Origin of the sequence: Actinoplanes sp. OR16 (genome assembly GCF_004001265.1) — a bacterium.
In the GTDB taxonomy this organism is placed as follows: Bacteria; Actinomycetota; Actinomycetes; order Mycobacteriales; family Micromonosporaceae; genus Actinoplanes.
Genome location: NZ_AP019371.1, coordinates 3,258,033 through 3,277,969 on the forward strand (window position 1 = coordinate 3,258,033; position 19,937 = coordinate 3,277,969).

Genomic DNA, 19,937 nt, shown 5'->3' on the forward strand with positions numbered 1-19,937 from the left:
TCGGCTTGCACCGATGCACCACGTGTCGTGATCTTGGAGTTGTCGCATTGCGCATCGTTCGCCTGGCCAACTTCGTCACGGTGCACACCGGTGGTCTGCGTACCGCACTGCGGCAGCTAGGCCGGGGTTATCAACGCGCCGGGCACGAAGCCGTCCTGATCATTCCCGGACGCCGTTACTCGGACAAGGTGACCAAACAGGGCCGCGTCATCACGCTGCCCAGCGCGCCCCTGCCGCGCACCGGTGGCTACCGCGTCCTGGCCGGTCGCAAGGAGATCACCAAGCTGCTGGACAGCCTGGAGCCGGACCGCATCGAGGTCTCCGACCGCACCACCCTGCGCTGGACCGGCAACTGGGCCCGGCAACGCGGCGTGCGGTCGATGATGGTCTCCCACGAGAGCCTGGCCGGCGTGCTCGGCGTCTGGGGCATGCCGAAGCGTGACGCCCTCGCCGACCGGTTCAACCGGCGTACCGCCGAGGCGTTCGACACCATCGTCTGCACCACCTCGTTCGCGGCCGCCGAATTCCGTCGCCTCGACGTGCCGAACCTGGTCGAGGTGCCGCTCGGCGTCGACCTCAACCTCTTCAACCCGGGCCGGCTGGACCCCGCCGTCCGCGCCCGGTACGCCCGCCCCGACGAGCTGCTGCTGGTCTACGCGAGCCGGCTGTCCGCAGCGAAACGGCCCGAGCTGGCCGTCGACGCCGTCGCGGCGCTGCGCAACGGCAAGGTCCCGGCCGTCCTCGTGATGGCCGGCGACGGCACCCGGCGGACCGCGCTGGCCTACCGGGCGGCCCGGCTGCCGGTTCGCTTCGCCGGTCACATCGCCGAGCGTGCCGACGTGGCCGCCCTGCTGGCCAGCGCGGACGTGACGCTCGCGCCCGGCCCGGTGGAGACGTTCGGCCTGGCCGCGCTGGAGTCGCTGGCCTGCGGCACCCCGGTCGTGGTGAACGAGCAGAGCGCCCTGCCCGAGGTGGTCGGCGACGCCGGCATCGCGGTGCCGGGCACGGCCGCGGCGTTCGCCGACGCGGTCAGCTCGCTGATGGAACGCCCGCGTGTGGAGCGCCGGGCCGCGGCCCGGGCCCGTGCCGAGAACTTCGGCTGGCCGGCCGCCGTCGAAGGGTTCCTGCGGGCGCACGGCGCGATTCCGGAGATCGCCCCGGCGACCGTACGCGCGGTCGCCGCCCTGCGACCGGCCGTTCCGATCATGCGGTCCGCGGTGCCGCCGACCCGGAAGCCCGGGGCGGACGAAGCGGGCGCCGCGCGCTACGCATAGGGTTGGGGCATGGCGCGACCCGACGGCCGAGCGGCCGACCAGCTGCGACCGGTGACGCTGTCCCGGCATTGGAGCATCCACCCCGAGGGATCGGTGCTGGTGGAGTTCGGCAACACCCGGGTGCTCTGCACCGCGAGCGTCACCGAGGGGGTGCCCCGCTGGCGGAAGGGCTCCGGGCTCGGCTGGGTCACCGCTGAGTACTCGATGCTGCCCCGCGCCACGAACACCCGTGGCGATCGCGAGAGTGTCAAGGGCAAGCTCGGTGGGCGTACGCAGGAGATCTCCCGCCTGATCGGCCGCAGCCTCCGCGCCTGCATCGACCTGAAGGCGCTCGGCGAGAACTCGATCGTCCTCGACTGCGACGTGCTCCAGGCCGACGGCGGCACCCGCACCGCCGCGATCACCGGCGCCTACGTCGCCCTGCACGACGCCGTCACCTGGCTGGCCGACCGCAAGTCGCTCGCCGGCAAGGTGGAGAAGGTGCTGCACACCTCGATCCAGGCGGTCAGCGTCGGCATCATCGACGGCGAGGCACGGCTCGACCTCATGTACGACGAGGACGTCACCGCCGAGGTCGACATGAACGTGGTCTGCAACGCCTCCGGCGACTTCGTCGAGGTGCAGGGGACGGGGGAGAACGGCGTGTTCAAACGCTCTCAGCTGGACGCGATGCTCGACCTGGGTGTGCTCGGGTGCGCCGAGCTCGCCGCGGCCCAGCAGAAGGCGCTGGCAGCGTGAGCGCCCGGCTCCTGCTGGCCACCGGCAACACGAAGAAGCTCGCCGAGCTCCAGCGCATCCTCGACGCGGCGCTCGGTCTCTCCCAGGTGGAGCTGGTCGGCCTCGGTGACTTCCCGGACTACCCGGACGTGCCGGAGACCGGTCTCACCTTCGGCGAGAACGCGCTGATCAAAGCCCGTGAGGGCGCGAAGCGCACCGGCCTGCCCACCGTCGCCGACGACTCCGGCATCGCGGTGAACGCGCTGAACGGCATGCCCGGCGTCTTCAGCGCCCGCTGGTCCGGCAAGCACGGCGACGACCAGGCCAATCTCGACCTGGTCCTGGCCCAGATCTCGGACGTCACCGACGAGCACCGCGGTGGCGCCTTCGTCTGCGCGGCCGCCCTGGTCCTGCCGAACGGCCGCGAGCACCTGGTCGAGGGCCGCCAGACCGGTCGCATCCTCCGCAGCCGCCGTGGCGAGGGTGGCTTCGGCTACGACCCGATCTTCGTGGGCGACGGCCAGCAGCGCACCAACGCCGAGCTCAGCCCGGCCGAGAAGGACGCCATCAGCCACCGTGGCAAGGCCTTCCGCGAACTGGCGAAGGTCATCGCCAAGGAACTGCCCCGCTGATCCCCCGCTGCCGCTCCCGGTCACCGTCTCCGGAACCGGGAGCGCCGCAAATCGTAAGCCTTATCCGAGCGCCCCCGTGGCCGCCTCGATCTCCGCCCGCAGCGCCGGCCCCGCGACGACGGCCCGAGCCTGTTCCAGCACCGGCGCCAGGAACACGTCGGGTCCCGGACCGCCGGCGAACGGCGCCACAGCGGCCACCGCGGCCCGGCCGGCCGGCGACGGCGTCAGCGGCTCGCGCAGCTGGATGCCGCGGACCGCGGAGAGCAGTTCGACGGCGAGCAGGCTGGTCAGGTTGTCCAGGACGGTGCGCAGCTTCTTCGTCGCCGCCCAGCCCATCGAGACGTGGTCCTCCTGCATGCCGCTGGTCGGCAGCGAGTCGACCGAGGCGGGTGCGGCGAGCCGGCGGTTCTCCGCGACGATCCCGGCCGCGGTGTACTGCGCGATCATCAGCCCGGAGTTGACGCCGGCGTCCGGGGAGAGGAACGGCGGCAGCTCGCGGGACCGGGTCACGTCGAGCAGCCGATCCACCCGGCGCTCGGCGATCGCGCCGACCTCGGCCGCGGCGATCGCCAGGTAGTCGGCGGCGAATCCGAGCGGCGCGCCGTGGAAGTTGCCGGTCGACTCGACCCGGCCGTCCGGCAGCACGACCGGGTTGTCCACCACGGACACGAGTTCGCGCGAAGCGACGGTGAACACGAAATCGAGGGTGTCCCGGGCGGCCCCGGCCACCTGCGGCGCACAGCGCATCGAGTACGCGTCCTGCACCGCGTGCGCCAGGTCGTCGCGGTGCGAATCCATGATGGCGGAGCCCTGCAGCAGCCGGTGGATGTTGGCGGCGGACGCGGCCTGTCCCGGGTGCGGGCGGATCGCGTGCAGCTCGGGCAGGAACGGCCGCTCCGAGCCGAGCATCGCCTCGATGGCGAGCGCCGTGGTCACGTCGGCCATGGCGAACAGGTGCCGCGCGTCGGCGATCGCCAGCAGCAGCATGCCGAGCATGCCGTCGGTGCCGTTGATCAGCGCGAGGCCCTCCTTGGCGGCCAGGTCCAGGGGGTTGAGCCCGGCCCCGCGCAGCGCCTCGGCGGCGGCGACCCGGGAGCCGTCCTTGCCGAGCACCCAGCCCTCGCCGAGCAGCACGATCGCACAGTGCGCGAGGGGTGCCAGGTCGCCGGACGCGCCGAGCGAGCCGTGCTCCGGCACCCACGGGGTGATGTCGTGGTTGAGCAGGTCGACCAGGCCCTGCGCGAGCACCGGCCGGACACCGGACCGGCCCATCGCGAGGGACCGGACGCGCAGCAGCATCATGGCCCGGACCACCTCACGCGGCATCGGGGCGCCGATGCCGGCCGCGTGCGAGCGGATCAGCGCGTGCTGCAGCTCGGCGCGGCGCTCCGGGGCGATCGAGGTGTTGGCGAGGGCGCCGAATCCGGTGGAGACGCCGTAGACCGGGCGGCCGGACGCCTCGATGCCGTCGACGATGGCCCGGCTCGTGGCCATGGCCTCCAGAGCGGCGGGTGAGATCTCGACGCGGGCGTCGCCACGGGCGACGGCGACGACGTCTTCGGGGCTGACCCCGGTGGGCTGAACGGTGACGATCACTGAAGCACTCCGTCGTGCAGAACGGTTCGGATCAAGGGAACACCGGGCCGGTAGGCCAGGTGCAGGTGAGAGGGCGCGTCGAGCACGATCAGGTCGGCGCGGGCGCCCGGGCGGATCACGCCCAGATCGGTGCGGCGCAGGGCCGCGGCCCCACCGGCGGTCGCCGCGACGACGGCCTCGGCGGGGGTCATGCGCATCTCCCGGACGGCCAGGGCGATGCAGAAGGGCATCGACGACGTGTACGACGAACCCGGGTTGCAGTCCGTCGCCAGCGCCACGGTGGCTCCGGCGTCGATCAGCCGCCGAGCATCGGGATAGGGCGAACGGGTGGAGAACTCGGCACCCGGCAGCAGGGTGGCGACGGTGTCCGACCCGGCCAGCGCGGCCACGTCGGTGTCGTCGAGATGGGTGCAGTGGTCGGCGCTGGCCGCGCCCAGCTCGACCGCGAGCCGCACGCCCGGCCCGTGACCGAGCTGGTTGGCGTGCAGCCGCAGGCCCAGGCCGCGTTCGGCGCCGGCGGTCAGGATCGCGCGTGCCTGATCACCGTCGAACGCGCCGCGCTCGCAGAAGACGTCGACCCATTTGGCGTACGGGACCACGGCTTCCAGCATCTCGCCGCGAACGAGATCGACATAGTCGTCGGCGCGGCCCGCGTAGTCGGCCGGCACGACATGGGCTCCGAGGAACGTGGTCTCCTCGACGATCTCCGCGGCCAGACGCAACGACCGAGCCTCGTCGGGGACGTTCAGCCCGTACCCACTCTTGATCTCGATCGTGGTCGTCCCCTGCCGCAGCGCCTCGCCCACCAGGCGCCGCGCGTTGCGGCGCAGCTCCTCGTCGGACGCGGCGCGGGTGGCGGCCACGGTGGTCCGGATGCCGCCGCCGGTGTAGGGCTCGCCGGCCATCCGCGCGCCGAACTCGGCCGCCCGATCACCGGCGAAGATCAGGTGGGCGTGGCTGTCGACGAAACCGGGCAGCACCGCGGCGCCCTGCGCGTCGAACCGGGTGTCGGCCGCCGGCGCCTGCGCGGCCGGGCCGATCCAGGCGATCCGGTCGCCGTCGACGACCACCGCCGCGTCGTGCAGGATGCCGGTCTGCGGGTCGCTGGTGAACAGCTCGCCGATGCCGGTGACGACCAGACTCATGAGAGCACCTCGGCGATCGCATCCCGGAGGGCGGACGGCACGTCGATCGAGCGGTGACGGCCCTCGCTGACGATCACCCGGCCGTCGGCGATCACGTCGGTCACGTCCGCCGCGGTGGCCGCGAAGATCAGCCCGCCCGGGTCGGTGCCGGCCGTCCGGACACTGTCCAGCGAGACCGCGACGAGGTCGGCCCGCTTGCCGGCGGCGATCTCCCCGGCGTCGTCCCAGCCGAGCGACCGGTGGCCCGCACCGGTCGCCGCCGTGATCAGCTCGGCCGCGCTGAAGTGGCCGCGCTGCCGGGTGGCGAGGCGTTCGTCCAGCTCCAGGCCGCGCGCCTCCTCGAAGAAGTCGATCACCGCGTGGCTGTCGCTGCCGAGTGTGAGGATCGCCCCGGCGTCGGCGAGCGCCCGTGCCGGCCCGATGCCGTCGGCGAGGTCGCGCTCGGTGGTCGGGCAGAAGCAGGCGAACCGCTCCCGGCCGAGGATCGCGATGTCGGCGGCGGACAGGTGGGTGGCGTGCACGGCAGTGGTCATCGGCCGCCAGACGCCCATCGCGTCGAGCAGTTCGGCCGGCGAGCAGCCGTGCGCTGCCTGACAGGCCTCGTTCTCGGCGGGCTGCTCGGAGAGGTGGACGTGCACCGGCAGACCATCGGTGCGCTGCGTGAACGCCGCCATCCCGTCGGCCGGCGCCGCGCGTACGGAATGCAACGCCGCACCGATCTTGGCGCCCTCACCGCCTCTGAGCTGCTCGAACCGGGCGAACCAGCCGTCATAGCCGCCGTCGCCGAATCGGCGCTGCACCCCTTCGAGCGGCTTGCCCTCGACGCTCGCGGTCAGGTAGACCGCGTCGAGCAGCGTGATCCTGATCCCGGCCTCACGGGCGGCCGCGATGAGCGCGTTGCCCATCGCGTTGGGGTCGGCGTAGGGCACGCCGTCCGGCCCGTGATGCAGGTAGTGGAACTCGCCGACGCTGGTGATGCCGGCCATGGCCATCTCGCCGTAGACCGCCTTGGCCAGGGCGAAGTAGTTGTCCGGGTCGAGTCTGCCGGCCACCTGGTACATCAGGTCGCGCCAGGTCCAGAAACTCCCTCGGTCGCCGTGGGTGCGCCCGCGCAGCGCCCGGTGAAAGGCGTGCGAGTGAGCGTTGGCGAACCCGGGAAGGACGAGCCCGCGCAATCGTGTGCCCGACCTGTCGGCATTTATAGCCACATCATCGATGAAGCCATCGACCGTCGAGATTCGAACATTTTGCTCAATCCGGCCGCCGACCCAGGCGTGATCCGCAAAGAAGATCACGCCAAATCCCCCAAGATCGCCGCCAATGCCGAGATCCCGGCCTCGCAATCCTCATCAGAGGCGTACTCAGCGGGGGAGTGCGACACCCCGGTCGGGTTGCGGACGAAGAGCATCGCGGTCGGCACGTGCGCCGACAGCACCCCGGCGTCGTGCCCGGCCCCGGTCGGCAGAATCGGGGCGTCACCCAGGACCCGCGACAGCCGCTGTGCCAGAGCCTCGTCGAAGGCGACCTCCGCGGTCACCGACTCCGGCGTCACCTCCAGCGTGGTGCCGTCCCGGCCGGCCCGCTCGTTCACCTTCTTCACCAGCGACTCGACCAGCTGATCGAGCGTCCCGGTGTCGGCGGCGCGGGCGTCGAGCCAGCCCCGGACCAGCGACGGGATGGCATTCGTAGCGTTCGGCTCGACCTGCACCCGGCCCACCGTGGCGTGCGCGCCGGACAGCCGGGCCTCCTTGTTCGCCGCGAGCACGGTGAAGGCGAAGGTCAGCATCGGGTCGTGCCGGTCGGTCATCCGGGTGGTGCCCGCGTGGTCGGCGACGCCGCCGAAGTCCATCCGCCAGCGCCCGTGCGGCCAGATCGCGGACGCGACGCCCACCGGTGTCTCCAGCGCACGCCCCTGCTCGATGTGCAGCTCGACGAAGGCCTTGAGGCCGCTGACCCGGGCATCCTGACCCGCGGGCGTCCGACCCAGCGCTTCACCGAAGGAGACGCCATCGCGATCTTGGAGGGCGGCGGCCTTCTCGGGCGCGATCGCGCCGGTCAGGAGACGAGACCCCAGGCACGGTACGCCGAAACGCCCGCCCTCCTCCTCACAGAAGGCAGCGACGGCGATGTTCCGGCGGCTCGGATCGACGAGATCCGCCGCGAGGAAGGCGCTCACGATGCCGAGCGGCCCGTCGTACCCGCCGCCGTGCGGCACCGAATCGAAATGTGATCCGGTGAGCACCGTGCCCGGCGTCCACGGTTCGCCCCGCCATGCGAAGAGGTTCCCATTGCCGTCGTCGGTGACCAGCATGTCTCTTCGCGCGGCCTGCGTGCGGAACCAGTCGCGCAGCGTCAGCTCCGGCTCGGAGAGCGCGTACCGCAGGTAACCGCCGCTCTCCGCCCGGCCGATCGGGGCGATCTCGCTCCAGAGATCGGTGAAGGCGCTCATCGGGCCATCGGGATGTGAACGCCACCCGAAGCGTCCGACGAATAACCGGCGTCGACGTGCCGCAGGACGCCCATGGCCGGGTCGTTCGTCAGCACCCGCTCGATCTTCTGACCGGCCAGCGCCGTGCCGTCCGCGACGCAGACCTGACCGGCGTGGATGCTGCGGCCGATGCCCACGCCACCGCCGTGGTGAATGGAGACCCAGCTGGCCCCGCTCGCCGTGTTGACCAGCGCGTTCAGCAGCGGCCAGTCGGCGATCGCGTCGGAGCCGTCGAGCATCGCCTCGGTCTCCCGGTACGGCGACGCCACCGACCCGGAGTCCAGGTGGTCCCGGCCGATCACGATCGGCGCGCTGACCTCACCCTTGGCGACCATGTCGTTGAACCGGACGCCGGCCTTGTCGCGTTCGCCGTACCCGAGCCAGCAGATCCGGGCGGGCAGCCCCTGGAACGCGACCCGCTCGCCGGCCATCTTGATCCAGCGCGCGAGCGGCTCGTTCTCCGGGAAGAGGTCGAGCACTGCCTTGTCGGTGGCGGCGATGTCGGCCGGGTCGCCGGAGAGCGCGGCCCAGCGGAACGGGCCCTTGCCCTCGGCGAAGAGCGGGCGGATGTACGCCGGCACGAACCCCGGGAAGTCGAACGCCCGGTTGTACCCGGCCAGCTGCGCCTCGCCGCGGATCGAGTTGCCGTAGTCGAACACCTCGGCGCCGGCGTCCATGAACCCGACCATCGCGGCGACCTGCTTCGCCATGCTGGCCCGGGACCGGTCGGTGAACTCCTCCGGCTTGGTCCGCGCGTACTCGGCGGCGTCCTCCACCTCCACGCCCACCGGCAGGTACGACAGCGGGTCGTGGGCGCTGGTCTGGTCGGTCACGATGTCGATCTCGACGCCTCGAGTGAGCAGCTCGGGGAAGACCAGGGCGGCGTTGCCGACGACGCCGACGCTCAGTGCCTTGCGGTCGCGCTTGGCCTGCAGGGCGAGCTCGATCGCCTGGTCCAGGTCGTCGGCGACGACGTCCAGGTAGCGGGTGTCGACCCGGCGCTGCAGCCGCGTCCGGTCCACGTCGACGATCAGGCAGACGCCGCCGTTCATCGTGACGGCCAGCGGCTGAGCGCCACCCATGCCGCCGCAGCCGCCGGTCAGCGTGAGGGTGCCGGCCAGGTCACCCTGGAAGCGCTTGGCCGCCACGGCGGCGAACGTCTCGTACGTCCCCTGCAGGATCCCCTGGGTGCCGATGTAGATCCAGGAGCCGGCCGTCATCTGGCCGTACATGGTCAGGCCCAGATGCTCCAGGCGGCGGAACTCGGGCCAGTTCGCCCAGTCGCCGACCAGGTTGGAGTTGGCGATCAGCACCCGCGGCGCCCACTCGTGGGTGCGCAGCACACCGACCGGCTTCCCGGACTGCACGAGCAGCGTCTCGTCGCCCTTCAGCACGTCCAGCTCACGGATGATCGCGTGGAAGGACGGCCAGTCGCGGGCGGCCCGGCCGGTCCCGCCGTACACCACCAGATCTTGCGGCCTTTCGGCCACGTCCGGGTCGAGGTTGTTCATCAGCATGCGCTTGGCGGCTTCCTGCGGCCAACCCTGTGCCGTGTACGTCGTACCGCGCGGCGAGCGAATCTCGGACATTCCTACTCCTGTCACGCCAGAAAGATGTGCCGCTGCGCGGCTGTCGCTTCGAACTCCTCCAGGCGGCGCTGCACCGGTTCGGGCGCGGCGTCGCACATCGCCTGCAGCAGCACCATGGCCATCGCCATCGGGCCGGTGTGCAGGTCGAAGACGAGCTGGGTGCCGACCGCCGCGGGCAGCACCACGTCGGCCGACTCGGCGACCGGGCTGACCGCCGAGTCGGTGATGGCCACGATCGCGAGGCCCGCGGCCTTCGCCTCACGGACCGCCTCCACAGTCTCGCGCGGATAGCGCGGCAGCACGATCGCCAGCATCGCACCGGCGCCGGCCGCGCGGGCCTGATCGAGCCGGTCCAGCAGTCCGGTCCCACCGCCGTCGAGCACCCGCACGTCCGGGAACGCCTTCGCGGCGAAGTAGCCGAAGTACGCCGCCAGCGGCGCGGCGGCCCGCAGCCCCAGCACCGGAAGCGGCCGGCTCGCGATCAGCAGTTCGGCTGCCGCTCGTACGTCGTCGAGCCGGTCCAGCTGCTCACCGAGCCGCCGCAGGTGATCGGTCTCCGCCGCCACGGCCCGCTGCATGGCGTTCCGCCCGGCCGGCTCGGCGGGTTCGCCCGCGGTCACCGTCCGCAGCTCACGCCGCAGCGCCGGATATCCGGAGTAGCCGAGCGCCATGGCGAACCGCGTCACCGACGGCTGACTGACCCCGGCCAGCTCGGCCACCTCGGCCGCGGACAGGTAAGCCGCCTTCGACCCGTGCTCGACGAGGCTGTGCGCGATCCGTCGCTGAGTCGGGGTGAGCCGTGCCCCTTGAAAGAGCTTGACTACTCCGTCATTCACATCCGCAGCTTATGCATAAAAACTTTCAGAACACCAGACCGTCCGCCGAAAGTGGCCCAAGAATCGCTTCCGGCTCGCAGCCGCCCTCACACCGACAACCCCAGCCGACCGGACACAGTCACCCGTGGGAGGCCCGTCCCGGCCGGCGAACAGAGACGACAACCGTCCCCCAGAGACGGTTATCGCACACAAAAGCAGCGACAAACCGCACCCAGAGGCCAGAGCAAGCCCGCAGGCGGCCGTTTGTGAGGCGGTGAGCGCACGCGGGTGGCCGTTCGTAGGGCGGTGAGCGCACGCGGGTGGCCGTTCGTAGGGCGGTGAGCGCACGCGGGTGGCCGTTCGTAGGGCGGTGAGAGCACGCAGGCGGTCGCGTGTTGGGGCGGCGAGCGCACGCAGAGCAGCCGTGTGTGCGTCTGCCGCCGCCTGGTGGGCGGTGAGCGCACGCAGAGCGGCGGTGTGTGCGTCTGCCGCCATCCAGGGGGCGGTGGGCGCACGCGGTACATGTGTGCGTGCGTTGACCGCCACTCGTCGGGCGGTCGGGTGTGGGGTGGTGAGCGCACGCGGGCGGTGGGTAGGGGCGGTGAGCGCACGCAATGGACGCGTGTTGGGGCAGTGAGCGCACGCAACGGTCGCGTGTTGGGGGTGGTGAGCGCACGCAGAGTGGTTTGCGTGTGCGTCTGCCGCCGTCTGGGGGGCGGTCGGCGCACGCGGTATATGTCTGTGTGCGTTGGCCGCCGATCGTCGGGCGGCTGGTGCGGGCTAACCGGGAGGCGGTGTCGGGGAGGGCGTGGTTACCGGCGCGCCTGGATTCGATCTGACCGATTAGACTCTGCACGACGCTTTGCCATGGTCGGCAAACCGCGCGGAAGTGGCGAAATTGGCATACGCGCAGGATTTAGGTTCCTGTGCCCGTGAGGGCGTGGGGGTTCAAGTCCCCTCTTCCGCACCCGCACGACGCGGCTCGGGTTCATGTGAACCCGAGCCGCGTTGCGTTTCAGCAGGTGGGGGCTTTTTCGGCCGCGGCCAGATCGACCGCCGGGCCGGCTACGGCGGTGTCGGCTGCCGGGCCGGTCGTCGCGGACTCCAGCAGCGGGGATGCCGACGACGGGTTCGGGGCCGACGGGCTCGGGGACGACTTCTTCGAGGCGGCGGAGGCGGACGGCTTGGCCTTGGCTGACGCCGACGCTGCCTTCTTCGATGACGAAGAGGACGAAGATGACGAAGATGACGACGAAGAGGACGATGATGACGACGAAGAGGACGACGAAGACGAGGACGATGCCGACGAAGCCCGGACGCTCGTCTTCTGCACCGACCCGGGGCTCATCTTGATGCTGGACACCGTGCTGGTCTTCCCGTACACATCAGTGATTTTGATCTTGAATGGACCCGGACCCGCGCCGCTGTCGATCAACCAGTAGTTGAAATCGGTCCGGTGGGCCTTGGTGAAACTCCGGCCGGCGCTCGCCACCTGCACCGACGAGAGCAGATTGGCGTGGTTGTCGATGCGCGCGGCGAACCAGTACTGCGACGCGCCCTCCTTGATCCGGACGCTGATCGGGCCGGGAACGGACGGGTTCGTGACCAGCTTGTACTTGATCGGGATGATGCCGTCGACCTCGGCGCCGATCTTCTTGAACGCGGTGCGGCTCAGGTCGAGGTGACCGGCGGCGCACTCGGGACAGGAGTCGAAGACCTTGACGCGAACCTTGCCCTTGGGGCCGGTGACGTCGAGGTAGGCGCCGCACGACGCGCCCTCCGAATACTGCGCGGGACCGAGCGCCACATAGAGGTCGTCGGCGGGCACCTCGAACGAGCAGTTGCCGGAGGTGCCGGCCAGGTCGTAGAAGGTGGCCTTGCCGGACTTCGCCGTCGTGCTCGGCGGCGCGGCGCACGCGGAACCACCCGTCTGCAGGACCAGGGCGACACCGATGATTCCGGCGACCACGGCGGCGCCGCCGGCGGCGAGCCATCGGATGGGGAACGGGCTTCGATGGGCACTCACCCCGGGGATCCTGGTGGGAGCGCTACCCCGGGGGCAAATCTTCTAAGACTCCCCTAAGACGGATTCACTCTTCTACGACATTCACGGTGTCACCTGTCCGAATTCGACCAGTCTCACCGGCGGTCAGGTCGGGGATCAGGTTGATCGCGAACATCAGCTTGCCTTCGACGCGCCGGTGCTTGCCCAGAACGTGCAGCGGCTGCCGTCCCGTGTCACCGGTCTCCTGGTCGATCGTGGTGACCCGGCAGCGGGCGCAGGCCTTCGCCGCCCGGAACGTCATCTCGCCGATGCGCAGCCGGCGGCCGAGCCAGCCGTCCTCGGCCCAGGGTTCCGCGCCGGTCACCACGATGTTGGGCCGGAACCGGTGCATCGGCACCGGCTCGTCGCCACCCTCGGTCAGCCAGTCGTTGACTGCGTCGAGTGACGCCGTGTTCGCCAGCAGCACTGGGTAGCCATCGGCGAGGCTGACCCGGTCGTCCGGCAGTGCGTAGCCGTCCACCGCGCGGCCTGTCGGGTCGGCCTGCCAGACGAGCCGGGCGTCGCGGCCGAGGAATTCGCTGACCCAAGCGCTCTCCGCAGCTCGCGCCGGGACCGTCGGCTTGTTCTTGAAGACCCGGACCGAGATCTTGTCGCCCGCGTGCGGTTCGTCGATGTCGAGTGGCGGCAGTCCGTCCGTGCTCAGGATGAGCCCGCCATCGCGCGTCAGGGCAGTGAGCTGGGTGAGGCGGGGCGTGTCACGCTGGGTGATCCCGACGCCTTCGGCATCGACGATCATCCACCGCCGGTCACCGGTCAGGCCTTGCGGTTCGACACCGGCTTCGTCGTGGTCCAGCCGATGACAACCCTTGACCGGGTACGTGTGAAGCCCCGCTATCCGCATGCTCGCCAGCTTCGCACACCTGCTCCTAGGCTGAATCGCATGATTGCGCGCATGTGGCGAGGCTGGGTCCCGACCGAGCGGGTCGGGGCGTACACGACCTACATCGAACAGACCGGCTTGACCGGGTACCGCCGGACGCCGGGCAATCTCGGCGCCCAGATGTGGAGCCGCGACCTGGGTGACGGCCGCTCCGAGGTGACCACGCTGAGCTGGTGGGAGTCGCTGGACGCGATCCGCGGTTTCGCCGGCGACGACATCTCGCAGGCCGTCTTCTACCCGGAGGACGACGCCTTCCTGATCGATCGCGAAACCACGGTCACCCATCACGAAGTGGTCGCCCGGTAGACCGCCGGCCCGGGGTGGACGGGTGGTCGCATGCACGGCGGCCGCCTTGCGGGTTGGTACCGCATGACGGCCGCCGTGAGCTCCGGGCGCCCGCCAGACGGGGCAGACGGTCGGCGGTTGCCCTCCCCATCGGCGGGACGGGCCCGGAGTTGCACGTTTAGCCAGATCATTCCGGCTGGTGGGAGCGCCAGTCCACACGAGCGCCGGTTCGGATGAGTGTCAGTCGAGACCGAGGTCGCGGCGCAGCTTGGCCACGTGGCCGGTCGCCTTCACGTTGTAGAGGGCCCGCTCGATCAGCCCGTTCTCGTCGATGACGAAGGTGGACCGGATCACGCCGATCACGGTCTTGCCGTAGAGCTGCTTCTCGCCGAACGCGCCGTACGCCGTCAGCACACTCTTGTCCTCGTCGCTGACCAGCGGGAACGTGATGGCGTCGTGCTCGCGGAACTTCGCCAGCTTGGCGGGCTTGTCGGGGGAGATGCCGACCACTTCGTACCCGGCGGCCTGCAGCGACGCCAGGTTGTCCCGGAAGTCGCAGGCCTGCTTGGTGCAGCCGGGCGTCATGGCGGCGGGGTACGCGTACAGAACGACCTTGCGCCCCCGCAGATCCTTCAGCGTGAGGCTGTCGCCGTTGTCGGTGGGCAGGGTGAAATCGGGCGCGGCGTCGCCGGCGGCAAGGCGCACGTTGTCAGTCATGGGACCGACGATAGTGCCGGTCAGGCTGCGGCTCGCTGTCCGCTCCAGAGCTCCCGCGCGGCGGTGAGGTCGCGCGGCCACTCCTCGCCGCGGCGGGAGAAGGCGCGCTCGGTGATCTCGAAGTCGCCGACGAGGCGGCGGAACTCGGCGAGCACGTCGGCTTCGCGGAACGGCTTGCAGGAGAAGACGTTGACGAGGACCTCCCGCAGGTGCGGGTAGGTGTGCACGGCGGCGTGCGACTCGGCGAGGATCACCACTGCGGATTTGCCGGACTTCTCCGGCGGGCCGCCCTCGGTGGCGACCAGCGGCCCGGCGATCACGGTCATGCCGATGCGGGTGACGAGATCGCGCATGAAGGTGGCGAGCGTCTCTTCGTCGTCCAGGGGCCGGATGTCGGTCACGGCCGAGAGTCGGAGTGTGAGTTCGTCACCGTAATGGTCCATCGGTCCCTCCCCGGGGAAAAGGAATAACCGAACGTTACCTTCCGGCTCCGCTCCGGAGTGTGCCAATGTTTATGCAGGTCAGGGCGGGTATGGGATCCGTTGAAGAATGGCCTTCGTCATGCCGGAAACGGTAGTGGAATCAAAGGAGGAAAGCGTTTTCGATGGTGCGTAGCGCACCGAGTCGTGTACTCGCGGGGTACGCTGCCGGACGCATCCGTCGAGAGTGGAGATCACAGCATGAGCGAGGCCGTGAGCGGGACCACCAGCGTCTCCAGCGAGGTCGTCGAGAAGATCGCCGTGGCGGCCGCCCGCGCGGTGCCGGGCGTCGCGGACCTGGGCGGCGACACGGCCCGGTTCGTCAACACCATGCTCGACAAGGTCGGCCTGACCGAGGTCGGCGACGCGAGCCGCGGCGTCTCCGCGAAGATCGCCGACGGCAACGTGACGGTCAGCGTGGTGCTGGTCCTCGAAGCCGGCCGGGTGGTCGCCGAGGTGACCAGCGAGGTGCAGCGGAAGGTGACCGAGGCGCTGACCGGTTACGGCCTCAAGGTGCTAGCGGTCAACGTCAACGTCGACGACATCGCGGGCGTCTGAAGCCGCGTCTGAAGCCGCGTCTGAAGCCGCGTCTGAAGCCGCGCCTGAAGCCGCGCCTGAAGCCGCGTCCGAAGACGCGTCCGAAGACGCGTCCGAAGACGCGTCCGAAGCCCCGACCGGGGTCGCGGCCCTGATCCGCAGCACTCCGGTGAGCGCCAGCCCGCTGCCGATCCCGATCGCGAGAGCCACTGCCGCCCGGGCGAGCCAGCCCGGGCCGGCCGACGGCACGACCGGGGCGAAGAAGACGTCGGCGCTGCCGAACCCGGCGAAGGCGGCCAGCACGAACCCGGAGAGCGCCAGGTAGAACGGCGGATGGCGGTAGGCGGCGGCGACAGCGAGCAGCCCGGCCAGGAGCAGCACGCCGGAGAGCCCGCCACCGTCGGCGATGCGCAGGTACGCGTACGACAAAGCGGAAAGACCACCGGCAAGCGCAAGCGGCCCGGCCGACCTCGGCCACCGATGAGCGGCAAGCGCGACAGCCAGGCCCGCGAGCGCCGCGCCGAGCCACCAGGCCCAGGTCAGCGGGTCCGGTTCGTAGTCGAGCGTGCCCTGGATCTCGAAGACCCGCACCTGATCGCGGAGCGGAATGGTCCACTCGCGCAGCCGATGCTCCGAGTCCGGGTCGGCGGCCACCTGCGGGGGAAGGCCCGCCTCGGTCCACTGGGTGCGCTGATCGTGCCAGCGGACGGTGGTGTCGGCGGAGACCCGGCGCCAGGCCGGCGCGGCGGTGGGGTCGGCGTTCGCGGGCAGCGCCGTGTCGCCGGCCGCTGTCGCGTTGAACCAGGTGGCCGGCGAGTTCACGTTCTCGTAGGTGCCGTCCGGGCGGATCTCCAGGTACGGCTCACCGGAGTAGCCGAGCACCTCGACGGACCGGTCGCTGTCGTTCGTCAGCTCGACCCGCGCGCCGCCTTCGACCATCCGTGCGCTGACACCGCCGGGCGGGCTGCTGATCCCGGTGATCGTGGTCCGGTAGGAGGAGACCTCGCTGGTGTCACCGGAGTGGGCGGAAGCAGGCGCGGCCGGCCCGAGGATCAGGCCGGCCACTGCAAGGGAGAGCGCGAGGAGACGCCTCACCCGGCCGCCTTCTCGATGGTCTGGGTGAGCAGGTCGGTGGTCGGGACGGTGTCGTCCGGCCCGGTCAGCTGAACGCCGTTCACCACGATCGTCGGCGTGCCGGTGTAGCGGTCGGAGAATTTTTCGGTCGCCTGGGTCGCCCACGTCTCGTAGGTTCCCTCGTTCACCGCGTTCACGAAAGTCTCGCTGGTCAGGCCCACCGACTTCGCCAGCTCGATGATCTTCTCGTTGGTCAGGCCGTCGCTGTTCTCCTCCGGCTGGTTCTCGTAGAGGACGTTGTGGAACTCGAGGAACTTGCCCGCCTCGGCGGCGGCGGCCGCGGCGGCGGCCGAGCGCGTCGAGTACTCCGTCCCGTTGGAGAACCGGTCCAGGATCGAGACCGGGTGGATCCGCAGCGTGATCGTGCCGGCCTCGGCCAGGTTCTGCAGCTTCTCACCGCTGGCCGACTCGAAGTTCCCGCAGGCCGGGCACATGAAGTCCTCGTAGACGTCGACCGTCACCGGGCCGGTGCCCAGGGCGAACGCGGTGCCGTCGTCGACCGCCGAGGCCGGGGTGACCAGCTTGCCGGCGTTCTGCCGGGACATCACGGAGTAGCCGACCAGACCCGCGACGAAGAGCACGAGGACGACAGCGACCGAGGTCCAGAGCGTCACCTTGCGCCGCCGCTCGGCGGCCTTCTGCTGCGCGATGATCTCGCGAGCCTTGACGGTCCGGTCCCGCCTACCCTTACTCATCGACCAACCCCCATGAGAACGTTATCGGCGGAGTACCGGGATCGCGGCTTCCACAGCAGGATTCCGGCCAGCGCGAGGAACGCGACGTCGCGCAGGATGTCCAGGCCGTACGCGGTGTCCCGGCCGGCCGCCAGCTCGCCGCCGGAGCTGAAGCACCCGCAGTCGATCTGCAGGCCACGCGCCCAGGCCGACACGATGCCGGCGATGAAGATCACCAGCAGGACCGCCGAGATGCCGGCGACGAGCCGGGTCGCGATCCCGGCCAGAAGCAGCAGGCCGAGCGCGATCTCCAGGAACGGCTGGGCCGCGCCGATGATCTTGGCAGTGTCGTAGGACGTGAGCTGGTACGCCTTGACCGCGCGGGCCGATTCGTTCAGATCTCCGACCTTCAGCCCGCCGGCGATCAGGAACACCGCCGCCAGGGCGAGCCGAGCCACCGTGGAGATCCACGGCCAGGTTCTCTCCATGCGCACGCCCCGTTAGACGGTCTTAGTCGCCACCCAGTTCCCGATCATGTGTACTCCGGGACGACCGTCACACGCAGGGCCGAAAGCCCTGAATCAGCTGGCTTGTGCCTGGGAGACCGCTGTGATCAGCTCATCACGCGCACGCGCCACCCGGGAGCGGATCGTGCCGACCGGGACGTCCTCGACATCGGCGGCTTCGGCGTACGAAAGACCGAGCACTTGAGTCAGAACGAAGGCCGTCCGGCGCTCATCGCTCAGACGACTCAGAAGATCTGCGCTGCTCAGGCGGTGTGCCGGATCGGGGGCGGGCAGCTCGGTGACGGCCTGAGCGGCCAGCCGGGCGTCGAGCCGGCGCCGGCGCACCACCGCGCGCAGGTGATCGGCGCAGGTCCGGCGGGCGATGCCGAGCAGCCAGGTACGCACGCTGGACCGCCCGGCGAACGTGTCGAGAGCGCGGAACGCCCGCAGGTAGGTCTCCTGGGTGAGGTCGTCGGCGGCGCCCGGGTCGATCAGGGCGGCGGTGAAACGCCATACCTCGGTCTGCGTGGCACGCACGAACGCGGCTTGCGCGGCAGGATCACCGTCTCGGGCGGCCAGAGCCAGCGCGGTGGTCTCGTCCGTCTCCTGCTCACCAGCCGTCACGACGTGGATGGTACGCGAATCGGCAGTTCCGCTCCGCATCTGGAACCATGCAATGGCTGTCCCCGGTAGGAAACGGAGTCCCCCTTGACTGACCGACGCCGAGTGCTGGCCGTGCTGGCCGGACTGCTGCTCGGATTCTTCGGGACGCTGCTGGCCGCGACGCCGGCGCTCGCTCACGCGGTTCTGTCCGGCAGCGACCCGGGCAACGGCACCATCGTGCCGGACGCGCCGAACAGGGTGACGCTCACGTTCAGTGAATCCGTGCAGCTGGTCCCCGGCAAGATCCGGGTGATCGCCCCGGACGGCTCCCAGGCCGACCAGGGCGACCCCACCGTCAGCGGCGCCGAGGTGACGATCCCGCTGCGGTCGGGCGGCGGACGCGGCACGTACCTGGTGAGTTATCGCGTGATCTCGGCGGACAGTCACCCGGTGGCCGGGACGATCACCTACTCGGTCGGCGCGGCCTCCACACCGCCGTCCGCCGCCGAGGAGGAGGTGAAGGTCGATCCGGTGGTCCGGGCGCTGATCCCGGTGGCCAAATATCTGGGGTACGTCGGACTCGTGTTCCTGGTCGGCCCGGTGCTGGTCCTCGCGCTGCTCTGGCCGCAGCGGCTGAGCCGGCGCGGGCCGGGACGCCTGATCTGGACCGGCATCGGCCTGGTCGCCGGCAGCACCCTGCTCAGCATCTACCTCCAGGCTCCTTACACCCTCGGGACCTCTCTCTTCGATGTACGGGTGAGTGACCTGCGGGACGTGCTGGGCAGCACCTTCGGGGCGGTCATGCTGGTCCGTCTCGGTGTGGTGATCGCCGCCGCCTTCCTGCTGCGCCCGCTGCTGAGCGGCCCGAAGAACGGCGAGTCGAAGCTCGATCTCGCCCTGCTCGGCGTTCTCGGCGTGGCCGCCCTGGCGACCTGGCCGCTCACCGGTCACCCGACCGCCTCCCCGGTGGCCGGCGTCTCCGTGGTGATCGACGCCATCCACCTGGCCGCGATGGCGGTCTGGCTCGGCGGTCTGGTGATGCTCTTCGCGTTCCTGCTGCCCCAGGCGAACGGCCGCGAGCTCGGCGCGATCCTGCCGATCTGGTCGCGCTGGGCGGCCACCGCGGTCGGCGCGCTGATCTTCGCGGGTGTGGTCCAGGCGCTCATCGAGGTGTCGACGCTGGACGGGCTGATCAACAGCACGTACGGCCGGCTCATCCTGGTGAAGGTCGCGCTCGCGGCGATCGTGATCGGCGTGGCGGCGTACTCCCGCAAGCTGGTCAAGGACCGCAGCGCCGAGGAACACCCCGGCCCGCTGCGCCGGATCGTCTTCGCCGAGCTGGCCATCACCGCGGTGGTCCTCGGCGTGACGGCGGCGCTCGTGCAGATCGCGCCGCCGCGGACCGCCGAGGCGGCCGAGACCGGCGCCGCCAGCACCACCGTCACCCAGACGCTGACCTCGGACAAGATGGCGCTGCAGGTCGATGTCTTCCCGGCGGCGGTCGGGAACAACTCGATCCACCTGTACGCCTACACCCCGGACAACAAGCCGCTCCCGGTCGTGGAGTGGAAGGCGACGGCGGCGCTGGAGGCGAAGGGGATCGAGCCGATCGAGATCCCGCTGCTGCGGATCACCGACTTCCACGCGATCGGTGACATCGCGCTGCCGCAAGCGGGGGACTGGACGTTCAAGTTCACCGCCCGGACCAGCGAGATCGACCAGTCCTCCTTCTCCACGACGGTGACCGTTAAATAACAAGATCTCCCTATCCAGGATGATCCCGTTCCGATTCGACCACTTT

Annotated in this window: 20 protein-coding genes and 1 tRNA gene; 7 read left to right on the plus strand and 14 right to left on the minus strand. The window is 70.5% G+C overall.

The genetic code is table 11. The features are described 5' to 3' along the window. The first annotated feature begins 47 nt into the window (after positions 1–47). From EP757_RS15095 to rdgB, 3 genes are read left to right on the plus strand one after another with little or no spacing between them, the layout of a single operon-like run. Positions 48–1,274 carry a glycosyltransferase gene (locus EP757_RS15095; RefSeq protein WP_127546580.1) on the plus strand — a complete coding sequence of 409 codons (1,227 nt, stop codon included), beginning with the start codon at positions 48–50 and terminating at the stop codon, positions 1,272–1,274. A 9-nt stretch (positions 1,275–1,283) separates the two neighbouring features. Further along, positions 1,284–2,012 carry a ribonuclease PH gene (gene rph / locus EP757_RS15100; protein ID WP_127546581.1) on the plus strand — a complete coding sequence of 243 codons (729 nt, stop codon included), beginning with the start codon at positions 1,284–1,286 and terminating at the stop codon, positions 2,010–2,012. Further along, positions 2,009–2,623: an RdgB/HAM1 family non-canonical purine NTP pyrophosphatase gene (gene rdgB, locus EP757_RS15105; RefSeq protein ID WP_127546583.1), complete on the plus strand. Its 615-nt coding sequence runs from the start codon at positions 2,009–2,011 to the stop codon at positions 2,621–2,623. The genes rph and rdgB overlap by 4 nt, the downstream gene beginning before the upstream one ends. Positions 2,624–2,683: 60 nt before the next feature. On the opposite strand, the gene hutH is transcribed toward rdgB, so the two are convergent. Genes hutH through EP757_RS15135 form a run of 6 tightly spaced genes read right to left on the minus strand, consistent with a single transcriptional unit; the run spans position 2,684 to position 10,277 of the window. After that, complete coding sequence (gene hutH, locus EP757_RS15110; RefSeq protein WP_127546590.1) at positions 2,684–4,219, minus strand: histidine ammonia-lyase; 1,536 nt, start codon at positions 4,217–4,219, stop codon at positions 2,684–2,686. After that, positions 4,216–5,364, minus strand: a complete 1,149-nt coding sequence (hutI, locus tag EP757_RS15115) for an imidazolonepropionase (RefSeq protein WP_127546592.1) — start codon at positions 5,362–5,364, stop codon at positions 4,216–4,218. The genes hutH and hutI overlap by 4 nt, the downstream gene beginning before the upstream one ends. Continuing rightward, complete coding sequence (locus EP757_RS15120) at positions 5,361–6,659, minus strand: formimidoylglutamate deiminase (protein ID WP_127546594.1); 1,299 nt, start codon at positions 6,657–6,659, stop codon at positions 5,361–5,363. Before EP757_RS15120 ends, hutI begins: the two co-directional genes overlap by 4 nt. Beyond that, positions 6,656–7,813: an allantoate amidohydrolase gene (locus tag EP757_RS15125; RefSeq protein WP_127546596.1), complete on the minus strand. Its 1,158-nt coding sequence runs from the start codon at positions 7,811–7,813 to the stop codon at positions 6,656–6,658. The genes EP757_RS15120 and EP757_RS15125 overlap by 4 nt, the downstream gene beginning before the upstream one ends. Next, entirely contained in the window at positions 7,810–9,441 is a 1,632-nt protein-coding gene (hutU, locus tag EP757_RS15130) for a urocanate hydratase (protein ID WP_127546598.1), read from the minus strand. The genes EP757_RS15125 and hutU overlap by 4 nt, the downstream gene beginning before the upstream one ends. 11 nt (positions 9,442–9,452) lie before the next feature. Then, positions 9,453–10,277 carry a MurR/RpiR family transcriptional regulator gene (locus tag EP757_RS15135; protein WP_127546600.1) on the minus strand — a complete coding sequence of 275 codons (825 nt, stop codon included), beginning with the start codon at positions 10,275–10,277 and terminating at the stop codon, positions 9,453–9,455. An 862-nt stretch (positions 10,278–11,139) separates the two neighbouring features. Between EP757_RS15135 and EP757_RS15140 the strand changes: the two genes are divergently transcribed. Beyond that, positions 11,140–11,223, plus strand: a tRNA-Leu gene (locus EP757_RS15140). A gap of 48 nt (positions 11,224–11,271) precedes the next feature. Here the strand turns inward: EP757_RS15140 and EP757_RS15145 are convergent. Beyond that, positions 11,272–12,282 (minus strand): expansin EXLX1 family cellulose-binding protein, encoded by a 1,011-nt coding sequence (locus EP757_RS15145; RefSeq protein WP_174262394.1) that lies wholly within the window; start codon positions 12,280–12,282, stop codon positions 11,272–11,274. Between the two features lie 64 nt (positions 12,283–12,346). Next, entirely contained in the window at positions 12,347–13,162 is an 816-nt protein-coding gene (locus EP757_RS15150) for an MOSC domain-containing protein (RefSeq protein ID WP_127546602.1), read from the minus strand. A 39-nt stretch (positions 13,163–13,201) separates the two neighbouring features. On the opposite strand from EP757_RS15150, the gene EP757_RS15155 reads away from it, so the two are divergent. Next, a complete protein-coding gene (locus EP757_RS15155) occupies positions 13,202–13,507 on the plus strand; it encodes a hypothetical protein (protein WP_127546604.1) in 306 nt (101 codons plus the stop codon). 219 nt (positions 13,508–13,726) lie between these two features. Here the strand turns inward: EP757_RS15155 and bcp are convergent, their stop codons facing one another. After that, complete coding sequence (gene bcp / locus EP757_RS15160) at positions 13,727–14,203, minus strand: thioredoxin-dependent thiol peroxidase (RefSeq protein WP_127546606.1); 477 nt, start codon at positions 14,201–14,203, stop codon at positions 13,727–13,729. 20 nt (positions 14,204–14,223) lie between these two features. Beyond that, positions 14,224–14,604, minus strand: coding sequence for an S-adenosylmethionine decarboxylase family protein (locus tag EP757_RS15165; RefSeq protein WP_232050517.1), 381 nt, complete (start codon positions 14,602–14,604; stop codon positions 14,224–14,226). Positions 14,605–14,883: 279 nt separating this feature from the next. On the opposite strand from EP757_RS15165, the gene EP757_RS15170 reads away from it, so the two are divergent. Next, positions 14,884–15,240 (plus strand): Asp23/Gls24 family envelope stress response protein, encoded by a 357-nt coding sequence (locus tag EP757_RS15170; RefSeq protein ID WP_127546611.1) that lies wholly within the window; start codon positions 14,884–14,886, stop codon positions 15,238–15,240. Here EP757_RS15170 and EP757_RS15175 read toward each other — a convergent pair. The 4 genes from EP757_RS15175 to EP757_RS15190 form a co-directional block, all read right to left on the minus strand. Then, complete coding sequence (locus EP757_RS15175) at positions 15,199–16,314, minus strand: hypothetical protein (RefSeq protein WP_232050518.1); 1,116 nt, start codon at positions 16,312–16,314, stop codon at positions 15,199–15,201. The genes EP757_RS15170 and EP757_RS15175 overlap by 42 nt on opposite strands. Further along, positions 16,311–17,048: a thioredoxin domain-containing protein gene (locus EP757_RS15180; RefSeq protein ID WP_127546613.1), complete on the minus strand. Its 738-nt coding sequence runs from the start codon at positions 17,046–17,048 to the stop codon at positions 16,311–16,313. Before EP757_RS15180 ends, EP757_RS15175 begins: the two co-directional genes overlap by 4 nt. Continuing rightward, complete coding sequence (locus EP757_RS15185) at positions 17,045–17,515, minus strand: MauE/DoxX family redox-associated membrane protein (RefSeq protein ID WP_127546615.1); 471 nt, start codon at positions 17,513–17,515, stop codon at positions 17,045–17,047. The genes EP757_RS15180 and EP757_RS15185 overlap by 4 nt, the downstream gene beginning before the upstream one ends. 93 nt (positions 17,516–17,608) lie before the next feature. Continuing rightward, on the minus strand, positions 17,609–18,157 hold the full coding sequence (locus EP757_RS15190; RefSeq protein ID WP_127546617.1) for a sigma-70 family RNA polymerase sigma factor: 549 nt from the start codon (positions 18,155–18,157) through the stop codon (positions 17,609–17,611). 84 nt (positions 18,158–18,241) lie between these two features. Between EP757_RS15190 and EP757_RS15195 the strand changes: the two genes are divergently transcribed. Beyond that, positions 18,242–19,891, plus strand: a complete 1,650-nt coding sequence (locus EP757_RS15195) for a copper resistance protein CopC (RefSeq protein ID WP_127546619.1) — start codon at positions 18,242–18,244, stop codon at positions 19,889–19,891. Positions 19,892–19,937 lie beyond the last annotated feature (46 nt).

Bases quoted from the DNA above. Each gene is read 5' to 3' on its own strand.
- rph (WP_127546581.1), top strand. From the start codon at position 1,284: ATGGCGCGACCCGACGGCCGAGCGGCCGACCAGCTGCGACCGGTGACG.
- hutI (WP_127546592.1), bottom strand. From the start codon at position 5,364: ATGAGTCTGGTCGTCACCGGCATCGGCGAGCTGTTCACCAGCGACCCG.
- EP757_RS15125 (WP_127546596.1), bottom strand. From the start codon at position 7,813: ATGAGCGCCTTCACCGATCTCTGGAGCGAGATCGCCCCGATCGGCCGG.
- hutU (WP_127546598.1), bottom strand. From the start codon at position 9,441: ATGTCCGAGATTCGCTCGCCGCGCGGTACGACGTACACGGCACAGGGT.
- EP757_RS15150 (WP_127546602.1), bottom strand. From the start codon at position 13,162: ATGCGGATAGCGGGGCTTCACACGTACCCGGTCAAGGGTTGTCATCGG.
- EP757_RS15155 (WP_127546604.1), top strand. From the start codon at position 13,202: ATGATTGCGCGCATGTGGCGAGGCTGGGTCCCGACCGAGCGGGTCGGG.
- bcp (WP_127546606.1), bottom strand. From the start codon at position 14,203: ATGACTGACAACGTGCGCCTTGCCGCCGGCGACGCCGCGCCCGATTTC.
- EP757_RS15170 (WP_127546611.1), top strand. From the start codon at position 14,884: ATGAGCGAGGCCGTGAGCGGGACCACCAGCGTCTCCAGCGAGGTCGTC.
- EP757_RS15180 (WP_127546613.1), bottom strand. From the start codon at position 17,048: ATGAGTAAGGGTAGGCGGGACCGGACCGTCAAGGCTCGCGAGATCATC.
- EP757_RS15185 (WP_127546615.1), bottom strand. From the start codon at position 17,515: ATGGAGAGAACCTGGCCGTGGATCTCCACGGTGGCTCGGCTCGCCCTG.